The organism is Microbacterium sp. TWP3-1-2b2, assembly GCF_049896145.1.
Taxonomy (GTDB): Bacteria; Actinomycetota; Actinomycetes; order Actinomycetales; family Microbacteriaceae; genus Microbacterium.
Genome location: NZ_JAFCTS010000001.1, coordinates 12,395 through 31,405 on the forward strand (window position 1 = coordinate 12,395; position 19,011 = coordinate 31,405).

Below are 19,011 nucleotides of genomic sequence, written 5' to 3' on the forward strand. Positions count from 1 at the left end.
GCCCTGCGAACAAGGCAGTGGTCGTACCCTGGGAGCATGGACTACGCCGAGCACATCGCCGACCTCGTCGGCGACACGCCCCTCGTGAAACTGCAGAACGTCACCGAAGGCGTGTCGTGCACGGTTCTGGTCAAGCTCGAATACCTCAACCCCGGCGGTTCCTCGAAGGATCGCATCGCGAAGCGGATCATCGATGCGGCGGAGGCATCGGGTGAACTGCGCCCCGGCGGCACGATCGTCGAACCCACCAGCGGCAACACCGGCGTCGGACTGGCGCTGGTGGCGCAGCAGCGCGGGTACACGTGCGTGTTCGTGCTGCCGGACAAGGTCGGCGAGGACAAGATCGATGTGCTGCGCGCATATGGCGCCGAGATCGTGATGACGCCGACGTCGGTGCCGGCGGACAGCCCCGAGTCGTACTACAGCGTCAGCGACAGGCTCGTTCAGGAGATCGATGGGGCCTTCAAGCCGAATCAGTACGAGAACCCGAACGGCCCGCGCAGCCACTACGAGACCACCGGACCAGAGATCTGGCGCGACACGGACGGCCAGGTCACGCACTTCGTCGCGGGCATCGGCACGGGCGGCACGATCAGCGGCACCGGTCGGTTCCTGCGCGAGGTGTCAGACGATCGCGTGCGCATCGTCGGCGTCGACCCCGAAGGCAGCGTGTACTCGGGTGGTACCGGTCGTCCGTATCTCGTCGAGGGGGTGGGGGAGGACATCTGGCCGGGCTCATACGACCCCGCCGTGCCGCACGAGATCGTGGCGGTCGACGATGCCGAATCGTTCGCGATGACGCGTCGGCTCGCCCGTGAAGAGGGCATCCTCGTGGGCGGATCCAGTGGAATGGCCGTCGTCGGCGCGCTGCGCGTGGCCAGGACTCTGCCTGCGGATGCCGTGATGGTCGTGCTCCTGCCCGATGGCGGTCGCGGCTACCTCTCGAAGATATTCAATGACTCCTGGATGCGCTCGTACGGATTCAGCGACGTCGAAGAGGGCGAGACGGTGGCGGATGTGCTCGAGGCGCGCATCGCTCTGCGAAAGGGACCGCACGCCGTCCCCGACCTCGTGCACGCGCACCCCAGCGACACCGTGCTCGACGCGATCAGCATGATGACCGAGTTCGACGTGTCTCAGCTCGTCGTGCTCAGCGCGGAGCCGCCGGTGATGATGGGCGAGGTCGTCGGCACGGTCGATGAACGCGGCCTGCTGGATCTGCTCTTCCGTGGCGAGGCGAAGCCGACTGATGCCATCGGCGCTCATGTCGGCGCGCGAATGCCGCTCATCGGCATCCACGCCTCTGTCGACCAGGCGCGCGCAGCACTCGCCGATGCCGACGCGCTGCTGGTGACGATCGACGGCAGACCGCACACTCTGCTCACCCGCCAGGACCTGCTCGCCTACCTCGCACGCTGAGCCCCCCGGGTCACAACGCGTAACAGGAGCGGACGCCGAGGCGGGCGGACGTAGGCTGAGGGCATGTCCGACCACTCCTTCGCCACCCGTGCCATCCACGCAGGCCAAGCGCCCGACCCGCTGACCGGCGCGATCATCCCGCCGATCTATCAGGCCTCGACGCACGTGCAGGACGGCATCGGCGGCTTCCGTGAAGGATACGAGTACAACAGGGCGGGCAACCCGACCCGCAGCGCGCTGGAGACGCAGCTCGCCGCGCTCGAGGGCGGGGCGAGCGCACTGTCGTTCGCATCAGGGCTCGCGGCGGAGGACGCACTGCTGCGCGGCATCCTCAAACCAGGCGATCATGTGCTGCTCGGCAACGACGTCTACGGCGGCACGTACCGGCTGCTCACCAAGGTGCTCGCGCCCTGGGGCATCGAGACCACCACCGTCGAACTCGGCGATGCCGACTCGATCCGCCAGGCGTTGCGACCAGAGACCAAGATCGTCTGGCTCGAGACGCCAAGCAATCCGCTGCTCAAGATCGTCGACATCGCCGCGACCGCCGAGATCGCGCACGCGGCCGGCGCTGTCGTGGTCGTGGACAACACCTTCGCCTCACCGGCGCTGCAGCGCCCGCTCGCGCTCGGCGCCGACCTGGTCGTGCACTCGACCACGAAGTACCTCGGCGGTCACTCCGACGTGCTCGGCGGTGCCGTCGTGTTCGCCGACGACCGCTTCCACGACCAGGTGAAGTTCCAGCAGTTCGCGGTCGGCGCCGTCTCGGCACCACTGGATGCCTGGCTCACGACGCGCGGTATCAAGACCCTGGCGGTTCGGGTGCGCCAGCACAGCGAGAACGCCCAGGCCATCGCCGAGTGGGCGCAGGCACGCCCCGAGTTCGAGACCGTGTTCTACCCAGGACTCGCCTCGCACCCTGGCCACGAGATCGCCGCGCGGCAGATGAGCGGATTCGGCGGGATGCTGTCGCTCGCGCTCGCCGCGGGTCCAGACGCCGCGCGCGCCTTCGCCGAATCGACCGAGCTGTTCCAGCTTGCGGAGTCGCTCGGCGGCGTCGAGTCGTTGATCGGCTATCCGCCGGACATGACGCACGCCTCGGTGCGCGGCACCGCTCTCGCCGTGCCGGAGAACGTCGTGCGGTTGTCTGTCGGCATCGAGGACGTGTCTGACCTGATAGCAGACCTCGAGCAGGGGCTGGCTCGCCTGAGCATCTGAGCGACTCTCCGATACAGGGGAGGGACGCGAGTAGCATTGAGGGATCTTGAACGATTCATCGCCGTCTGACGTGCCCACTTCCGATCCCGAACGAACGCCGACCGGCAGCATCCGCGCCATCACCGGCACGATCCGCACCAGCACGCCCACTGGCGCGATCCGGGTGCTCGGCCCGAATCCGGCGACTGCGCCGATCATGCTGCATCCCGGTGATGCGATCTCGCATCGCCGCCGGGTGCTGTACATCATCCTTCTCGGTGCGCTCACGGCGCTCGGACCGTTCACGATCGACCTGTATCTGCCTGCGTTCCCGCTGCTGGAATCCGATTTCCAGACGACGTCGGCGGCGATTCAGCTCACGCTCACCGGCACGATGATCGGGTTCGCGGTCGGTCAGCTCGTCGTCGGTCCGCTGTCGGACAAGGTCGGCCGCCGTGTCCCGCTGGTCGCGGTGACAGCGCTGCACGTGCTGGCGAGCATCGCGGCAGCCGTCGCCCCCGATCTGCTGCTGCTCGGAGGTGCGCGTGTGGTCATGGGCATCGGTGCTGCTGCGGGCGGCGTGGTCGCGATGGCGGTGGTGCGCGACCTGTTCGGAGGTCGCCGACTCGTGGTCATGCTCTCCAGACTCGCCCTGGTCTCCGGCGTCGCACCCGTCGTCGCGCCCCTGATCGGATCGTGGCTGCTGGGAGTGATGCCGTGGCGGGGCATCTTCGTCGTCCTCGCCGCTTACGGTGCGGTCATGTTCCTGGCAGCACTGCTCTTCATCCCTGAGACGCTCCCGAAGGAGCGACGGCATGAACGCGGCAGCACGACGATGTGGCAGCGATACCGCAGCGTCCTCAGCGACCGTGTGTTCCTCGGCGTCCTCGTCATCGGCGGTATGACCTTCTCCGGCCTGTTCTCGTATCTCTCCGCCTCTCCGTTCCTGTTCCAGGAGACGCACGGACTCAACGCCCAGCAGTACGGCTGGCTCTTCGCCACCAACTCGGTCGGGGTCGTGCTCGGCGTGCAGGTCGCATCGCGGCTCGCCGCACGGTTCGGCCCGCAGTGGGTGCTCGCGTTCTCCACCGCGGTACTGCTGCTCAGCGGCGCAGCGATCATCGTCTGCGACCAACTCGGACTGGGGTTCTGGGGTACCGTCATCCCGCTGTTCGTGTTCATGACGGCCTGCGGATTCTCGTTCCCCTGCGTGCAGGTGCTCGCACTCGACCGGCACGGCAAGGCCGCCGGCACGGCTGCGTCGATCCTCGGCGCGAGCAACAACGGCATCGCAGCGATCATCTCACCGATCGTCGGACTCATCTCAGCGGGTTCCGCCATAACCGCGACCACGATGGCCTCTGTCATGGTCGGCTGCGCCGTCGTCGGCACGCTCGCACTGTGGCTGATCGTGCGTCCGCGCACGGTCGGGATGCTCACACCGTAGCCGTCCGGCCCCCGCATGAGTGAGAATGGGCGGATGACTCGACGACCGGTACTGCTCTGGTGGGGCATCGGCGCGCTGCTCGCTGCGCTGGCCCTCGGTGCGGCGATGACCGCGCCAGGCCCCGATATTCCCTCGGCGATCGACAGTGGCTGGAACCAGCTGATGACCGGCATCCAGAGCCCGGCCATGGTGCGGTTCGGGGAGTTCATGAACGTCGTCGGAGGCGGGTGGGTCGCGACCTATCTGGTTCCGCTTGCGGTCCTGGCAGTGCTTCTTCTCACGCGGCGCTTGCGCGCCGCCTTGTTCGTGGCTGTGTCGTTGCTGGCCAGCGTCGCGGTGGTGCAACTGCTCAAGCTCCTGTTCGGGCGCTCCAGGCCCGAAGGGATGCTCGTGCTCTCCGATTACGGTTCATTCCCCTCAGGGCATACGGCGAACGCCGCCACGATCGCGGTGATCGCCATCTTGCTGGTCCCGCGCCTGTGGGTGCTGCTGCTCGGTGTGCTCTGGGTGCTCACGATGGCGTTCTCGCGCACGCTGCTGTCTGTGCACTGGCTGACCGACACGATCGGCGGGATGCTGGTCGGCGCCGGCACTGTGCTGATCGTGGGTGCGATCATGCTGACGTGGGTGCGGTCGCCGAGCGGCGCGCTGTCGAAGCACACGACCGATGACCCCCTGACATCATGAGGAGCCGGCTGTGACCAGCATCCGTCCGTACCGCCCCGAGGATCGCTCGGCGATGTTCGACATCTGCCTGAAGACCGCGGATGCCGGCGGCGACGCCACCGGCATGTTCAGCGACGACGACCTCTGGGGGCTGTTGTTCGCAGTGCCGTACGTCGAGCGGCATCCGGATCTCGCGTGGATCGTCGAAGCCGACGACGGTCGCGCGATCGGCTACATCGTCGCGACGGATGACACCGACGCGTTCGAGAGATGGTTTCGCGACGAGTGGTGGCCGCAGTTCGCAGAGCGCTTCCCTCGCCGAGACGCACCGGAGAGTCCGGAGGAGAAGATGATCGAGTACGGGTATCGGCGCGGTCCGGGGCAGAATCCGCACACGGAACAGTACCCCGCGCATCTTCACATCGATCTGCTGCCTGAGACTCAAGGACAGGGCCTGGGGCGAAGGCTCATCGAGACGCTGTTCGCCGAGCTTCGCAGGCGCGGAGTGAAGGGGCTCCACCTCGGCATGAACCCTGCGAACGTGGGGGCGGCGGCCTTCTATGAACGACTCGGAATGGAGCGTCTGCCCTCTGATGAGGGTTCGCGAAGCTATGGGGAGCGCTTCACCGGCTGAGACGTTCGGCGGTGACGGCGGGACTCCGTCGGTGTCGCTACGCGACTCCTCCTCCCCGAATCCCCAGCACAAGATAAATGCCTGAGGGGCCCCGCTGGCGCGGGACCCCTCAGGCATTTGGCGGTGACGGCGGGATTCGAACCCGCGGTTGCTTGCACAACACACGCTTTCCAAGCGTGCTCCTTCGGCCGCTCGGACACGTCACCAGGGAACAACCTGAACAGTCTATCCGATCGCCGGAGCCGCCTGTGCCAGCCAGGATCGGCGCCATGAGCGGGAAACGGGACTCGGCGGGCAGACGCCGGTAAAATCGCAGGGTGGCCACACCTAAGATCGTCCTCTTCTACGCGTTCGCGCCGCTCGCCGATCCCGAGGCGATCCGCCTGTGGCAGCGCGACATCGGTGAGGCTCTGGGACTGCGCGGTCGGGTGATCATCTCGAAGGACGGCGTCAACGGCACACTCGGCGGCGACCTTCCGGCACTCAAGAAGTGGGTGCGCTCGTTCCGCTCCTACCCGGCCTTCAAGACTGCTGACATCAAATGGAGCGAGGGCACAGGACTCGATGACGCAGGGCTCAGCGTGGACTTCCCCAAGCTCAGCGTCAAGGTGCGCGACGAGATCGTGTCCTTCGGTGCACCGGGCGAGCTGCAGGTCGATGAGAACGGGGTCGTCGGCGGCGGCGAACGGCTGAGCCCTGACGAGCTGCATGAGCTCGTGCAGTCGCGCGACGATGTCGTGTTCTTCGACGGGCGCAACGCGCTTGAGGCCGAGATCGGTCGCTTTCGCGGCGCGATCGTGCCCGACACCGAGACGACCCGCGACTTCGTCGAGCTGCTCGACTCCGGCGCCTACGACGATCTCAAAGGCAAACCCGTCGTCACGTACTGCACCGGCGGGATCCGCTGCGAAGTGCTGTCCAGCCTGATGACCGCGCGCGGGTTCGGCGAGGTGTATCAGCTCGAGGGAGGCATCGTCCGCTACGGGGAGCGCTTCGGGGACGACGGTCTGTGGGAGGGTTCGCTCTACGTGTTCGACAAGCGAGGCTCGGTGGATTTCAGCGACCACACCGCCGTGATCGGCACGTGCGTCGGCTGCGGTGCTCAGACCAAGCGCACGGCGAACTGCCCGGATGCCGCCTGCCGTAGCCAGTTCGTCGTCTGCGAGGCGTGCGATGCCGTGCACTGCGCTGAGCATGCGGCCGCGATGGCCTGAAGTCCGCGATGCGCTTTTCCCGGCGGGACGGCCTCGACCACGAGGTGGTCTCGATCACGAATAGGCAGCGACACGCGACGTGTCGAGTGCGAACAGGGAGCGCGGCAGCAGGAACGCCACGGTGCGGGAGCGCGCGTCGACCTGATGATGCAGGTCGGCGCTGACCCGTGACAGCGCCGGAGTGAGGTCGCCCGCCCGCTCCGGGCGGGGCGCGTAGCTCGCGCGCTCCATGGCGTCCACCAGGGCGTGCACCGCCTCAGCGTCTGCGCCGCGCTCGATCAGCCCCAGGCCCCGTGCACGCGGCGAGTCCGCGTCCGAGACCGGCAGACCGAGATCGGTCAGCGTGGCGCGCAGCTCCCGCCACGCGATGACGGCATCGCCGTCGCGCGCACGTGAGCGGCGCCACATCCGCACGAACAGTCGGATCAGCGCCGGCAGCAACAGCACCAGCAGCACCCCGGCGGTCACGAGCATCACCGGCAGGGGGTCGAGCCGCTGCAGTGAACCGCCGCCGGCGGCAGAGGAGTCATCCAGTTCATCGTCCAGCTCCGCCCCGCTCGTCGGAGCCGTCGTGGGTGCCGCGCTCGGTGCCGGGGTCGTCGGACCGGTGGTCGAATCCCCCTCGACGGATGCGGGTTGGAACGCGGTCGGCACGCCGAGTGACGCCGTCGGCTCGAACGGCACCCAGCCGATGCCCTCGAAGCGCACCTCCGGCCAGGCATGGAGCTGGTCGCTGCTGACCACGTACACGAACTCGTCGCCGCGCTTCTCATCCGCGAGCCGACCGGGAAGGTAACCGACCACGATCCGTACAGGCAGATCGAGCGACTGCGCCATCAAGGCGAAGGCACCGGCGAAATGAATGCAGTAGCCCGATTGGACCTCGAGGAACTCTGCGACAGCGTCCACCCCCGTACCGTCGAAGCCGCCGTCGACCGGGGCATCCAGCGAGTAGGTGAAGCCGGAGCGGAACCACGCCTGCAGCGCGATCATACGGTCGTAGTCGTTCTCGGCGTCCGCTGTCACTTCGCGTGCTGTCTCGGTGATCACCCTGGGGAGGTCCTCCGACGGCGTCTCGTCATCTGGGCCCAGCTCGGTGGACGAGGCGCGGATCTGCTCCAGCGTCGGCTGCACGGTCGCCGCCGTCACGGTGTAGTCCTCGCCTGCCGCATCCCTCGTCTCGGACACCACGGTGCGGTTGCCCGGCATGATCTCCCAGCCCGTCGAGGTGCCGGCGACCTTCGTCGCCGGATACGGCACCGGCAGCCAGGAGCTTGAGACACCGACGACGCGGATCGAGGTGCGTCGTTCCGCCGCGGCGATGTCGTCCGCCCATTCACCGTCTCCGAAGCCGTCGGTGAGGGGCTGGGTGTCACCCTCATCCGCGTGCCACACGCGTCCGTCGAACCCCGACAGCGTCGCGATGCGCAGATACGGAGCGGCTGCGGCGGTGGTCGCCAGCGTGATGACGTCGGTGGGCGTCGGACGGCGCAAGTCGTCGCCGAGACGCAGCGACGGATTGAGCGCGACCGCCGTACCGGCGCCGACCCAGTTGGCCGAGACGGGCAGCACCGGCGTGACGACGAGGGCGCAGGCTATAGCCGCTGCTCCTACACCGAGTGCGACTCCGGCGGACGCTCGGCGTGCGCGGCGGCGGTCGTGACGGGTGCTGTGGCGCAGCAGGAACAGGGTGAGGACCGCCAGCAGCACGAACCACGGGATGTTGGCATCTCCGAGAGAGATGATCGTCGGCGTCGCACCGATCGCGGCGACCAGGATCACGGCGAGCAGCGCGAGACGCTGGGAGACCAGGTGATCGATGAGGATCGTGATCACCGCGAACCCGATCGCGATCATGGTGCGAAGCGGCAGGGTGTCGTCGAGCGGCGCAGTACCGAACTGCACCTGCTCGAGCGCGTCGGCGGTGAGCGGAGTCAGCGCGCGAATCGTCGATGCGGTCGGGATGATCCCGAGCGCCGCCGTCTGCGGCAGCAGTATCGAGGTGAGAGCGCACACCGCGACGACCACCTGAGCGAGCAGAGCCAGGGCGTCCCGTCCGCGACGGCGAGCGCCCAGATAGCGCACAACGGCGCCAGTGGCTGCGACGACGATGATGACGGCGACGCTCACGAACGACCAGGTGCCGGCCGCGATGACCGACGTGTAGGGCCACAGTGCGACGAATCCCGCGCAGGCGGAGAGCAGCGCGATCGCCAGCGAGCGCTCTCGACGCTCGGCGGCCGCGAGGGCCTCGGTCCATGGTGCACGGCGCGCCTCAGCGGGTGACATGACCGCCTCCCGTCGCCATACGTGCAGGGAGGGCGTCTTCCCATGCCCCGGCGATGTCCTCTGCGAGCGACGCCGAGGACCATCCCCATCGAGAAGCCGCTTCGCTCGCGCCGGGGAGCGGGTCTGTCATGAGCAGGATGGGGGCCGAGGCCCCGACATGGCGCAGCAGCGCTGCATCCTCTTCATCGATGCGTCCCGTGATCAGCACCAACGGCCCCGGAGGGGTGCCGTCGAACAGCGTGACGATGTCGCGCGCCTCACCCTGCGGCCTGACCATCGCGAGCGCAACGAGGAGTCCGTCCCGATCGTCCTCGTGACCGCGCAGTCGGCCGAGCACCGTTCCTGCCGAGTCGAGGACATCGACGCTGTAGCCTTCCTGCACGAGGTGAAGCGCCACCGATGCACAGGCGGAGACGGCGGCCTCGAAGGCAGGGTCGACGGACGGCCCCTGACGCTCCCACCGTCTGGCCGTGCGATCGAGCACCACGAGCGCATCCGGGCTGGATTCCTCTTCTTCCTGGCGCACCATGAGGTCTCCGCGATGGGCTGTGGCCCGCCAGTGGATGCGGCGCATCGAATCGCCGGACACATAGCGCCGAGGGGACAGATTGTCGCTGCCCTGCCCGAGTCTGGTCGTCGATGTGTGAGCGGTGCCGCCGGCTGCTCCGATGTTCGAGCTGAGCGGGGCGAGCGGCACGACCTCCGGAACGACGGTGACAGTACGGGTCTCGCCGAACTCCTGCACGCGTTGCGCGAATCCGAACGGGTCGACAGTGTGCAGCGACAGCGGGCCGACAGCCCACACGCCGCGGCGCACACCCGTGATCGCGTAGCGGATGCTGGTGCCGTTGTCGGTGGGGAACTCTCCCGTGGCGTCGCCGGACACCGCTGGAGGAAGGCGGTCGCGCCAGATGCCGTGCGGAATGCGCAGCGAGCGCAGATCGAAGCGCACCGCCACCTGGGATTCCTCACCGACGGTGAGCAGGTCGGTGGAGATGCGCCGCGTCACCGGACCGCCGCGCCGAGGGACGTGCACGACGAGCACGGCGAAGACGACGAGCAGGAACAGCAGCATCGCGACGTAGAGCAGGATGGGCGCCGCCACCAGATTCGCCGCGATCACGAACAGCAGACCGGCCAGGAGCGCGGCAACGCCCCTGCCAGTGAGAACGCGACGTCGAGGCACGGCGGGGCTCACGTCAGAATCTGGCTGCCAGCGGCACGCGCACGCGGTCCACGATCTGAGCGAGCGCGGCCTCCACCGGCTGCGCCCCTGCACGGTGCACCCCGCGGGCAGGGAGCAGGCGGTGGGCGAAGACCGGCACGATCAGAGCGGTGAGATCGTCAGGGATCACGAACTCGCGCCCGTCAAGGGCGGCCCAGACCTTGGCTGCGCGCACCAGCTGCAGCGTCGCTCGCGGGCTGGCTCCCAGATGCAGACTCGGGTCGGTACGGGTGGCCTGCGAGAGTGCGACGGCGTACTCCTCGACGGCGGGCGAGACGTGCACGGCGCGAGCGAAACCGATCAGGCGCCTGATCGCGAGTGCGTTCGCGACCGGGGTTATCGCGGAGAGCGGATTGACGCTGTCTCTTTGGCGCAGCATGAGGGCTTCTGCCGCGGCATCCGGATAGCCCATCGAGATGCGCATCATGAATCGGTCGCGCTGCGCCTCGGGAAGCGCGTAAGTGCCCTCCATCTCGAGCGGGTTCTGGGTCGCGACCACGAGGAACGGATCGGGGAGCGGGTGCGTGCGGCCGTCGACCGTGACCTGCCCCTCTTCCATCGCCTCCAACAGCGCGGACTGTGTCTTCGGGGACGAGCGGTTGATCTCGTCGGCGATCACGATCTGCGCGAACACCGCACCCGGCTTGAACTCGAACTCACGGTCGACGGGGTTGTACACCGAGACGCCGGTGACGTCGCCAGGCAGCAGATCAGGAGTGAACTGGATGCGACGCACCGTGGCGTCGACGCTCGCTGCGATCGCTCGGGCGAGCATCGTCTTGCCGACGCCGGGAACGTCCTCGATGAGAAGGTGCCCCTCGGCGAGCAGGCAGGCCAGCGCGCTACGGACCGCGTCGGGCTTTCCATCGATCACCTCGCCGACGGATTCCAGGATCGCGGACGTCTGCGTCCGGAACTGCTCGGCCGTGATCTCGGGTCCGGTGTCGTCCATGCGTTACCTCTCGCCCAGGCGCTTCTGTGCGCGTGAATTGATCGTAACCCTCGTGAGCGACGTCCGCGCCGACGGATTCCCCGTCCGCATCGGTGTCACCCCCAGATCCGCGTGCGCGGCGATGTCGGATCGAGTCGGCTCGGAGCGCTGCGGGCGATGCGGAGGAGGGCCGCCCCTTCGAGACCGTTCAGTTCGTGCAGTGAGCAGCTGCCGACGCAGCGCGCCCAGTGCTCGCTGAACCGCTCGGCGTCGGCCCGGCGCCGCCCGAGCATGCGTGGCACGGGAAGAAGAGTCCGGCCGGGGGAGAGACGGTCGGCGAGCCAGGCCGACGGGCCGAACCTCCCCGCGGCGCCCTGGTCGATGCGCAGGAGGAAACGCGGGGTGCGGACAGGCGAGAACAGCTCTTCCAGCGCATCGGCGACGATCCGTCGATCGGACTCGCTCCCGCCGACCTCGATGCGGACCCGCTCGGAGCCGCGCGCCTCGGTGCGCACGGTGATCGTGCTCTCATCGATCTCGCCGATCCTTCGTGCCTCGTGCAGACTGCGGGCGACGGCGACTGCCGCGCCGAGGTAGACGCCCTCAGGCCGTGCGCTGGTGCGCAACGATCGGACGAACGCCGGCGCGCTCAGCGCCGCGGCGATCAGCAGGCCGCCCGCCGATGCCACGGCGAGACCTGCGGCTGGGGCGATGGAGATGACGCCGGTCTCGCTCAGTATCGCCGTCATGGTGCCGACACCCAAGGCGCCGAGAACGAGCCTCATCGGTGCGCGTGCGACGAGGGTCGGTGCAGTGCGCAGAAGCGAGGACGCGCGCAGGCCGTTGCCCAGGGACACGGCTTCTCGCTCGCGGGGCACGTAGGGGTCACCGACCCGCCAGTGCGCGTGCGTCTGGGCTCGCGGCGGGAGAGGCGATGTGCTGAGCACGTTCAGCTCTTCGATCGTCGCGGTGCTGTCCTTGCGCAGCACGCGATCCAGCGCACCCGCCGCGTCGGTGGTCAGCGCGTGCTCGAGACCGGCGACGATGCGGGTGGAGTCGTCGGCGTCGAGTCCCCACAGATGGCTGTGCTTGCGTCGCACGCGGCGAGGCTCCGCGAGGTCATCGAGCGCCACATCGGCGGGGATCAGGCACGAGACGGACCAGTTATGGGCCACCTTCTGCGGCCAGGCAGGATCGAGGCGGAGGGTGCGGCCGCGCAGCTGCTGCGTCGCCGACGAGGTCGCGACCGCTGTCAGGTCGATGAGCGTGTTCACAGCGGGACAGTCCCAGCCCTCGCCGAGCAGACCCCGCGTTCCCACCAGCACCCGGACATCTCCGCGCCGGATCAGCTCGGACACGGCGGCGACGATCCGACCGCTGCCGATGCCTGGGACCCGAAGGGCACGAACCGCGCCGACACCGTCAGATATCTCGACCTGCGCGCCCAGCAGTGCGGTCAGCGCGGTTGCGAGTGCCGATGCGTCCGCCTCGCGCACGCGCAGGTGTTCCGCGGTGATCAGCACCGGCCGCATCGCGGCTGTCACAGGATCGTGCGCGAGCAGGTCGAACACGCGCAATGCGCCGGCCGCGTCATCGCCGGCCTGGCCGCGGTGATTTCCATGGACGACGAAGTCGGTCACGACCACCGCGCGGATTCGGTCGGCGTCGGCGCTCTTCACCTCCAGCCGAAGGATGTCGACGGCCGCATGATCCTTCGCCGCGGAATACGCCAGCGTCGTCTCGACGGGGTTGCGCCCGCGTCTGATTCCCCGATCGGTGAGGTGGTACCCGAAGTCGGAGAGAGAACGTCGCAGATACTCCCACTGCGCCCTGGCCTCGGGGCCTGCCAGCAGGCGGGTGTGCGCGAAGCGAGCGAGAACGGTGAGAAGGTCATCCGTCGTGCAGCGGTCGAACAGCGCGGTCGGCAGAGGGAGGGCGAGAGGATGTTGCGGCGCGATCTCGCGCAGCACCACAGCGCACGAGCGCGTGAGGGTGAAGTCCTCGGCGAGTGCGCGGTCGAGTCGGATCAGAGGATCCTCGTTCGCATCGTCCTGCCCACCGACACCGCCTGGTTGCATCTGAGCCTCGAGGAAGGAGATCCCGTCCGGTGGCGACAGCACCTGGAACATCAGTTCGTGCAACAGGGTTTCGTGACGGCGGATGAACGTCGCCTCGGCAGGGGTGGGCTCGGTGAACCACACGTGATCGCGATACGGCGCGAGGTGGCCCTCCTTGACGACGGCCGGCGTTGGCACCTCGTAGTCCACGTCGCCGAGCAGCTGGTCGTAGTTCTCGAACTCCGACTCGTCATCCGGTGACGGCAGTGTCGCGGTGAGCCCGATCAGCAGCACTGTGCCGCCGTTCTCACGGATGCGCCCGGCGAGGTAGGCGACCACGAGCGCCCAGTGATCGAGCAGATGGTGACACTCGTCCAGCACGATGGTCCGGATTCCGGCATCCACGATCGAATCCATCAGCGCGACCGCGTTCGGATGCAGGACGCTCGCCAGCTCATCCGGGCGCTGCCTGGCGAATCGCCCGCGCAGGCGACGCACCCGCCGGCGGATGCCGCTGCGATACGCCGACGCGTTGTCCACCGCGAGCTCTGCGAGCCAGGTGGCGGCGTCCGCCTCGCTGCGTCCGGCCGCGACCAGCTCATCGATCCAGGCGGAAAGGGCCAGATCCTCGAACGGTGAGCCGTCGCCGGTCACACTGAGCAGTTGATACGTGAGCACCGTGAGATCGGCCAGGTGAGCGGGGTCGTCGGAGACCGATTCCGGCTGCGGCGCCAGGTCGCGTGCGGCACGGATCCACTGTCGCCTGATCGTGTTCGTCGGGGTGAGCACGAGTGCACGGTGCCCCTCTCGCGCGGCGAGCAGCAGACCCAGCAGCGTCTTGCCGGAGCCCGGCGGTGCCACGACGTGCAACGGCCCGCTTCCCCCCGGAGCCAGACGGTCGAGCACCTCCGCCTGATATGTGCGCAGGGTCCCGGTGAAGCGCCACGACGCCAACGGGGCAGCATCTGAGGACAGACCCATATGCCCCCAGTCGCTCGAATGCCGTGGTGTCGAGCCTATCCGGCGTGTGTTCGTGTCTCCGCCGAACGCCGGGTAGACTGTTCGAGGCTCTCCGCGTGGCAGCATCCAGGCCAATTCCCCCAGGACGGAAACGTAGCAAGGGTAACCGGGCTCTGCTGGGTGCGCGGAGGGTCACTTCTTTTGCCTGAGCAAATTCTCGCATCGCGGCCTTCTGTTCAGCTTCGCCTGCGAGGATCGTGGTGTGAGCACCTCCGCCAGACCAGCGCGTTCCGCCGCCCTCGCGCGCTTCGCCTCGCCGCTCGCACTCGTGGCGCTGATATGGGCGATTCAGATCCTCGACGCCGTACTCCCCGGTTCATTCACCGGATTCGGACTGAGGTCCTGGGATCTCGGCAGCCTGCAGGGAATCGTGCTCGGGCCGCTCCTGCACTCCGGGTGGGCGCACCTGATCGGCAACACGTTGCCGTTGCTCGTACTCGGCTGCCTCATCGCCATCGAAGGCGCCGGCCGATTCTGGATGGTCACCGCAGTCTCCGCCGTCGTCGGCGGTATCGGCACCTGGCTGTTCAACGCGCCGGGCACTCTCACGGTCGGTGCGTCAGTGCTCGTGTTCGGCTACTTCGCGTACGTCATCGTGCGGGTCTTCTCGCCACGACCGATCGCACACCGCATCGCGTACGCCCTCATCGCTCTGATCGTGCTCGTGCTCTACGGCGGATCGATGCTCGCCGGCATCGTGGGTGTCGGCCCCGGCGTGTCATGGCAGGCGCACCTGTTCGGGGCGATCGGCGGTGGCATGGCCGCGGTCGCCGGAGCGCGTCGCCCACGCGGTCAGGAAGCGCGCGGCGCGTGAACGCCCGTTCGCAGGGCGCCGCCGTAGCCAAGAGGCGTCGTACGGCCGTGAGGAAGAAGGCGAAGCAGCGCGCGACGAGGCGCCGCACCGTCGGCAGAACCGGGACCACTCGAGCGCGGCAACGGCGTCGGCGCAATGTGCGACCCGTCATCCTCACGCTCGGTGCGCTCACCCTTGCGGCGCTCCTCATCGTGCTCGTGCCGATGGCGACCTCACAGGATCCCGTGGCGGTGTGCATGGACACTCCCGAAGCACTGCCGGCCGAAGGCGTGGCCGGATGGCAGGGGGAGCAGCTCCACAACGCCGCGGTCATCGTCCGCACGGCTTCGGAGAACGGCTTCAGCAGAGACGGCCAGATCCTCGGTGTGATGGCGGCCATGGGCGAGAGCACACTGCACAACATCGACTACGGCGACTGGGAGACGTCCGGATTCACCAATCCGGACGGGACCCGCACCACCAGCATCGGACTGTTCCAACAGCAGGAATGGTGGGGGAGCGTCGAGACCAGGATGGATCCGGCGGCGTCTGCTGCTCTCTTCTACGGACGACTCGCCGGACTCGCCGAATGGCAGGACATGGATCCGTCCTACGCGATCCATCGTGTGCAGATCAACTCCGACCCGAATCACTACGCCCGATTCGAGGATGACGCCACAGCCGTCGTCGAGGCGCTTTCCGGACCGTGCCCGGCGTAGGGTGGCAGCGTGGCGCGGAGCATCTACATCACCTCGGCTGAGGGGCACACTGGCAAGTCCACCATCGCACTGGGCGTGCTCGACGCGCTCATGCGCGTGACGCCGAGGGTCGGAGTATTCCGCCCGATCGCGCGTTCTTCCGCCGAACCCGACTACGTGCTCGAACTACTGCTCGCACACGATGGCGTTCATCTCGACTACGACGAGAGCATCGGCGTCACGTACGACGACGTGCGTGAGGATCCGGACAGAGCGCTGGCGACCATCGTCTCGAAGTTCAAGGCCGTCGAGGCGCAATGCGACGCTGTCGTGATCATCGGCAGCGACTACACCGACGTCGCGAGCCCGGCCGAACTCGGCTACAACGCCCGTATCGCCGCGAATCTCGGTGCCCCGGTGCTGCTCGTGCTCAGCGGCCGCGACCAGCAATCCAACGCGGAACAGCTCGGCACCTCGACCCCGCGCACCGCCGACGCGGTCGGCCAGATCGCCGCACTCGCGCTCGCGGAGCTCAATGATGAGCGTGCAGAGCTCTTCGCCGTCATCGTGAACCGCGCCGACCCCGACGCCCTCCAGCAGAGCATCGATGCGATTCGTTCCACGCAGACCGATCACACTCCGGTGTGGGCGATCCCTGAGGATCGCACACTCGTCGCGCCGTCGATCCGCGGCATCCTCGCCGCCGTCGACGGGACGCTCATCAAGGGCGACCCCGACCTGCTCACCCGCGAAGCGCTGAGCGTCGTGGTCGCCGGCATGTCGATGGTCAACGTGCTGCCGCGTCTCACCCAGGATGCCGTCGTGGTCATCCCCGCGGATCGCACCGAGGTTCTGCTGGCGACGCTGATGGCCGACGCGGCAGGAACGTTCCCGTCGATCGCCGGCATCATCCTGAACGGACCTTTCGCGTTGCCCGAGTCGATCGAGCGACTGCTCGACGGGCTGGCATCCACTGTTCCGATCATCGCGACAGACCACGGCACCTACGACACCGCCGTACGTGTGATGGGCGCCCGCGGCCGACTGGCAGCCGACTCCCGTCACCGTTACGACCGCGCGCTCGGACTGTTCCAGACCCACGTCGACATCACCGAGCTCGCGACGCAGCTCGGACTCGCAGAGGCCCACGTGGTGACGCCCCTGATGTTCGAGTACGGGCTCATCGAGCGGGCCAGCGCCGACCGCAAGCGCATCGTGCTTCCCGAAGGTGAGGACGATCGCATCCTGCGTGCGGCATCCAGCCTGATCGCGCGTGACGTCGCAGACCTGACGATCCTGGGTGATGAGGACGACATCCGCGCCCGCGCGACCGAACTCGGTATCGACATCGGCGCGGCGCAGGTCATCAGTCCCACTGATCCCTCGTACGTCGAGCGGTTCGCACAGGAGTACGCCCGTCTGCGCGCGCACAAGGGAGTCACGCTGTCGCAGGCTGCGGACACCGTCACCGACGTGTCGTACTTCGGCACGCTCATGGTGCACCTCGGTCTCGCCGACGGCATGGTCTCCGGCGCGACGCACACCACAGCGCACACGATCCGCCCGTCGTTCGAGATCATCAAGACCCGTCCTGGTGTCGAGGTGGTCTCCAGCGTGTTTCTGATGGCGCTCGCCGACCGTGTCCTGGTCTACGGCGACTGCGCAGTGATCCCGGATCCGACCAGCGTCCAGCTCGCCGACATCGCGATCTCATCGGCGGCGACCGCACAGCAGTTCGGTATAGAGCCGCGCGTGGCCATGCTGTCGTATTCGACGGGGGAGTCGGGATCCGGCGCCGATGTGGAGAAGGTGCGCGAAGCCACCGCGCTCGTGCGCGAGCGCGCGCCTGAACTGCCGGTCGACGGGCCGATCCAGTACGACGCGGCGGCGGACGCCGCCGTCGCCAAGGCCAAGATGCCGGATTCTGCTGTCGCGGGGCGCGCGACGGTGTTCGTCTTCCCCGACCTGAACACCGGCAACAACACGTACAAGGCGGTGCAGCGCTCCGCCGGCGCCGTCGCGATCGGTCCCGTGCTGCAGGGACTGAACAAGCCGATCAACGACCTTTCGCGCGGCGCGCTGGTCGACGACATCGTCAACACGGTCGCCATCACCGCGATCCAGGCACAAGGCGCGGAGGCGGCGCGATGAGCGTCGTACTCGTCGTCAACAGCGGCTCCTCGTCGCTGAAGTACAGCCTGATCGACATGGACCGCGAAGCGCCGCTCGGTGAGGGCCTCATCGAGCGCATCGACCAGGACGCCGGCGCGATCTCGCACACCATCCGGCGACTGAGCGACGGTGATGCGGCGCCCACCGTGCTCGACGTCACGAAGAAGAGCGAGCGGACGATCGCCGACCATGATGAGGCGTTCGCCGTCATGCTCGAGCAGTTCGAGACGTACGGCCCCGCTCTCGCCGAGCATCCGCCGCTGGCCGTGGGACACCGCGTCGTGCACGGCGGCGCGCGATTCTTCGCGCCCACGCTCGTGACGGATGCCGTGGAGCAGTCGATCGGTGAGCTGGAGGTGCTGGCACCGCTGCACAACCCGGCGAATCTCGCCGGCATCCGCGCCGCGCGCGCCGTGTTCGAGGACGTGCCGCACGTTGCGGTCTTCGACACAGCGTTCCACCAGACGCTGAAGCCCGCGGCGTACACGTACGCGATCGATGCGGCCTTCGCCGAGAAACACCGCATCCGCCGCTATGGATTCCACGGCACCAGTCACAAGTATGTCAGCGAGGAGGCTGCGGCGTTCCTCGGCCGTGATCTCACCTCACTGCGCCAGCTCGTCTTCCACCTGGGCAACGGCGCCTCGGTCACGGCGATCGATGGCGGGCGCTCAGTGGAGACGTCGATGGGGTTCACGCCGCTCGAAGGGCTCGTGATGGGGACGCGCTCGGGTGACCTCGACCCTGCGGTGCTGGTGCACATCGCCCGCGTGGCCGGTTATTCGACCGACGAGATCGACACGCTGCTGAACACCAGGAGCGGGCTGAAGGGCCTTGCCGGGCACAGCGACATGCGCGACATCCTCGCCGGCCTCGATGCAGGGGAGGCGTCGGCAACGCTGGCCTTCGACGTCTACGTCCATCGCCTTCGTGCCTACGCCGGCGCCTATATCGCGCAGCTCGGCGGTGTCGATGTCATCTCGTTCACCGCCGGCGTCGGTGAGAACGCCGCCCGTGTGCGCGCCCAGGCGCTCGACGGCCTCGGGTTCCTCGGAATCGAGATCGACCAGGCTCGCAACGAGACGCGCAGCCACGGCATCCGCCGCATCTCCACCGACGCATCGTCGGTCTCAGTGCTGGTCGTGCCCACTGACGAAGAACTCGAGATCGCACGGCAGACGCTCAGCGTGATCTGAGCCGGGACGTGCCCGGGGATCTGAGTCGGGACGCGACCGAAGAGGGGTTATGC

14 protein-coding genes, 1 tRNA gene and 1 other RNA gene are annotated in these 19,011 nt (G+C 68.0%); 11 read left to right on the forward strand and 5 right to left on the reverse strand.

Annotated features, from left to right (window positions below; translation table 11 throughout):
• Positions 1–36 precede the first annotated feature (36 nt).
• From ACP7AR_RS00065 to ACP7AR_RS00085, 5 genes are all read left to right on the forward strand, one after another.
• A complete protein-coding gene (locus tag ACP7AR_RS00065) occupies positions 37–1,419 on the forward strand; it encodes a cystathionine beta-synthase (protein WP_426181145.1) in 1,383 nt (460 codons plus the stop codon).
• A 63-nt stretch (positions 1,420–1,482) separates the two neighbouring features.
• The gene (locus ACP7AR_RS00070) at positions 1,483–2,637 is read left to right on the forward strand and encodes a cystathionine gamma-synthase (protein ID WP_426181147.1); all 1,155 of its coding nucleotides are present in this window, start codon (positions 1,483–1,485) and stop codon (positions 2,635–2,637) included.
• Between the two features lie 196 nt (positions 2,638–2,833).
• Entirely contained in the window at positions 2,834–4,063 is a 1,230-nt protein-coding gene (locus ACP7AR_RS00075; protein WP_426187551.1) for a multidrug effflux MFS transporter, read from the forward strand.
• A gap of 33 nt (positions 4,064–4,096) precedes the next feature.
• Entirely contained in the window at positions 4,097–4,750 is a 654-nt protein-coding gene (locus ACP7AR_RS00080) for a phosphatase PAP2 family protein (RefSeq protein ID WP_426181150.1), read from the forward strand.
• A 10-nt stretch (positions 4,751–4,760) separates the two neighbouring features.
• Positions 4,761–5,363, forward strand: coding sequence for a GNAT family N-acetyltransferase (locus ACP7AR_RS00085; protein ID WP_426181152.1), 603 nt, complete (start codon positions 4,761–4,763; stop codon positions 5,361–5,363).
• A 118-nt stretch (positions 5,364–5,481) separates the two neighbouring features.
• On the opposite strand, the gene ACP7AR_RS00090 is transcribed toward ACP7AR_RS00085, so the two are convergent.
• A tRNA-Ser gene (locus tag ACP7AR_RS00090) sits at positions 5,482–5,569 on the reverse strand.
• Between the two features lie 111 nt (positions 5,570–5,680).
• On the opposite strand from ACP7AR_RS00090, the gene ACP7AR_RS00095 reads away from it, so the two are divergent.
• Positions 5,681–6,577, forward strand: a complete 897-nt coding sequence (locus tag ACP7AR_RS00095) for a rhodanese-related sulfurtransferase (protein WP_426181154.1) — start codon at positions 5,681–5,683, stop codon at positions 6,575–6,577.
• Between the two features lie 54 nt (positions 6,578–6,631).
• Here the strand turns inward: ACP7AR_RS00095 and ACP7AR_RS00100 are convergent, their stop codons facing one another.
• From ACP7AR_RS00100 to ACP7AR_RS00115, 4 genes are all read right to left on the reverse strand, one after another.
• On the reverse strand, positions 6,632–8,866 hold the full coding sequence (locus ACP7AR_RS00100) for a transglutaminaseTgpA domain-containing protein (RefSeq protein ID WP_426181156.1): 2,235 nt from the start codon (positions 8,864–8,866) through the stop codon (positions 6,632–6,634).
• Entirely contained in the window at positions 8,853–10,064 is a 1,212-nt protein-coding gene (locus ACP7AR_RS00105; protein WP_426181159.1) for a DUF58 domain-containing protein, read from the reverse strand. Before ACP7AR_RS00105 ends, ACP7AR_RS00100 begins: the two co-directional genes overlap by 14 nt.
• Before the next feature lies 1 nt (position 10,065).
• Positions 10,066–11,043 (reverse strand): AAA family ATPase, encoded by a 978-nt coding sequence (locus tag ACP7AR_RS00110; protein ID WP_426181162.1) that lies wholly within the window; start codon positions 11,041–11,043, stop codon positions 10,066–10,068.
• A 95-nt stretch (positions 11,044–11,138) separates the two neighbouring features.
• A complete protein-coding gene (locus ACP7AR_RS00115; RefSeq protein ID WP_426181164.1) occupies positions 11,139–14,060 on the reverse strand; it encodes a DEAD/DEAH box helicase family protein in 2,922 nt (973 codons plus the stop codon).
• A gap of 82 nt (positions 14,061–14,142) precedes the next feature.
• On the opposite strand from ACP7AR_RS00115, the gene ffs reads away from it, so the two are divergent.
• From ffs to ACP7AR_RS00140, 5 genes are all read left to right on the forward strand, one after another.
• Positions 14,143–14,239: signal recognition particle sRNA small type (gene ffs / locus ACP7AR_RS00120), an RNA gene on the forward strand.
• Between the two features lie 62 nt (positions 14,240–14,301).
• A complete protein-coding gene (locus ACP7AR_RS00125; RefSeq protein ID WP_426181167.1) occupies positions 14,302–14,913 on the forward strand; it encodes a rhomboid family intramembrane serine protease in 612 nt (203 codons plus the stop codon).
• Positions 14,910–15,611, forward strand: coding sequence for a hypothetical protein (locus ACP7AR_RS00130; protein WP_426181170.1), 702 nt, complete (start codon positions 14,910–14,912; stop codon positions 15,609–15,611). The genes ACP7AR_RS00125 and ACP7AR_RS00130 overlap by 4 nt, the downstream gene beginning before the upstream one ends.
• Before the next feature lie 9 nt (positions 15,612–15,620).
• Positions 15,621–17,741, forward strand: coding sequence for a phosphate acetyltransferase (pta, locus tag ACP7AR_RS00135; protein ID WP_426181173.1), 2,121 nt, complete (start codon positions 15,621–15,623; stop codon positions 17,739–17,741).
• Positions 17,738–18,958, forward strand: coding sequence for an acetate/propionate family kinase (locus tag ACP7AR_RS00140; RefSeq protein WP_426181176.1), 1,221 nt, complete (start codon positions 17,738–17,740; stop codon positions 18,956–18,958). The genes pta and ACP7AR_RS00140 overlap by 4 nt, the downstream gene beginning before the upstream one ends.
• Positions 18,959–19,011: the final 53 nt, after the last annotated feature.

Bases quoted from the DNA above. Each gene is read 5' to 3' on its own strand.
- ACP7AR_RS00070 (WP_426181147.1), top strand. From the start codon at position 1,483: ATGTCCGACCACTCCTTCGCCACCCGTGCCATCCACGCAGGCCAAGCG.
- ACP7AR_RS00140 (WP_426181176.1), top strand. From the start codon at position 17,738: ATGAGCGTCGTACTCGTCGTCAACAGCGGCTCCTCGTCGCTGAAGTAC.
- ACP7AR_RS00065 (WP_426181145.1), top strand. From the start codon at position 37: ATGGACTACGCCGAGCACATCGCCGACCTCGTCGGCGACACGCCCCTC.
- ACP7AR_RS00110 (WP_426181162.1), bottom strand. From the start codon at position 11,043: ATGGACGACACCGGACCCGAGATCACGGCCGAGCAGTTCCGGACGCAG.
- ACP7AR_RS00115 (WP_426181164.1), bottom strand. From the start codon at position 14,060: ATGGGTCTGTCCTCAGATGCTGCCCCGTTGGCGTCGTGGCGCTTCACC.
- ACP7AR_RS00100 (WP_426181156.1), bottom strand. From the start codon at position 8,866: ATGTCACCCGCTGAGGCGCGCCGTGCACCATGGACCGAGGCCCTCGCG.
- ACP7AR_RS00080 (WP_426181150.1), top strand. From the start codon at position 4,097: ATGACTCGACGACCGGTACTGCTCTGGTGGGGCATCGGCGCGCTGCTC.
- ACP7AR_RS00075 (WP_426187551.1), top strand. From the start codon at position 2,834: ATGCTGCATCCCGGTGATGCGATCTCGCATCGCCGCCGGGTGCTGTAC.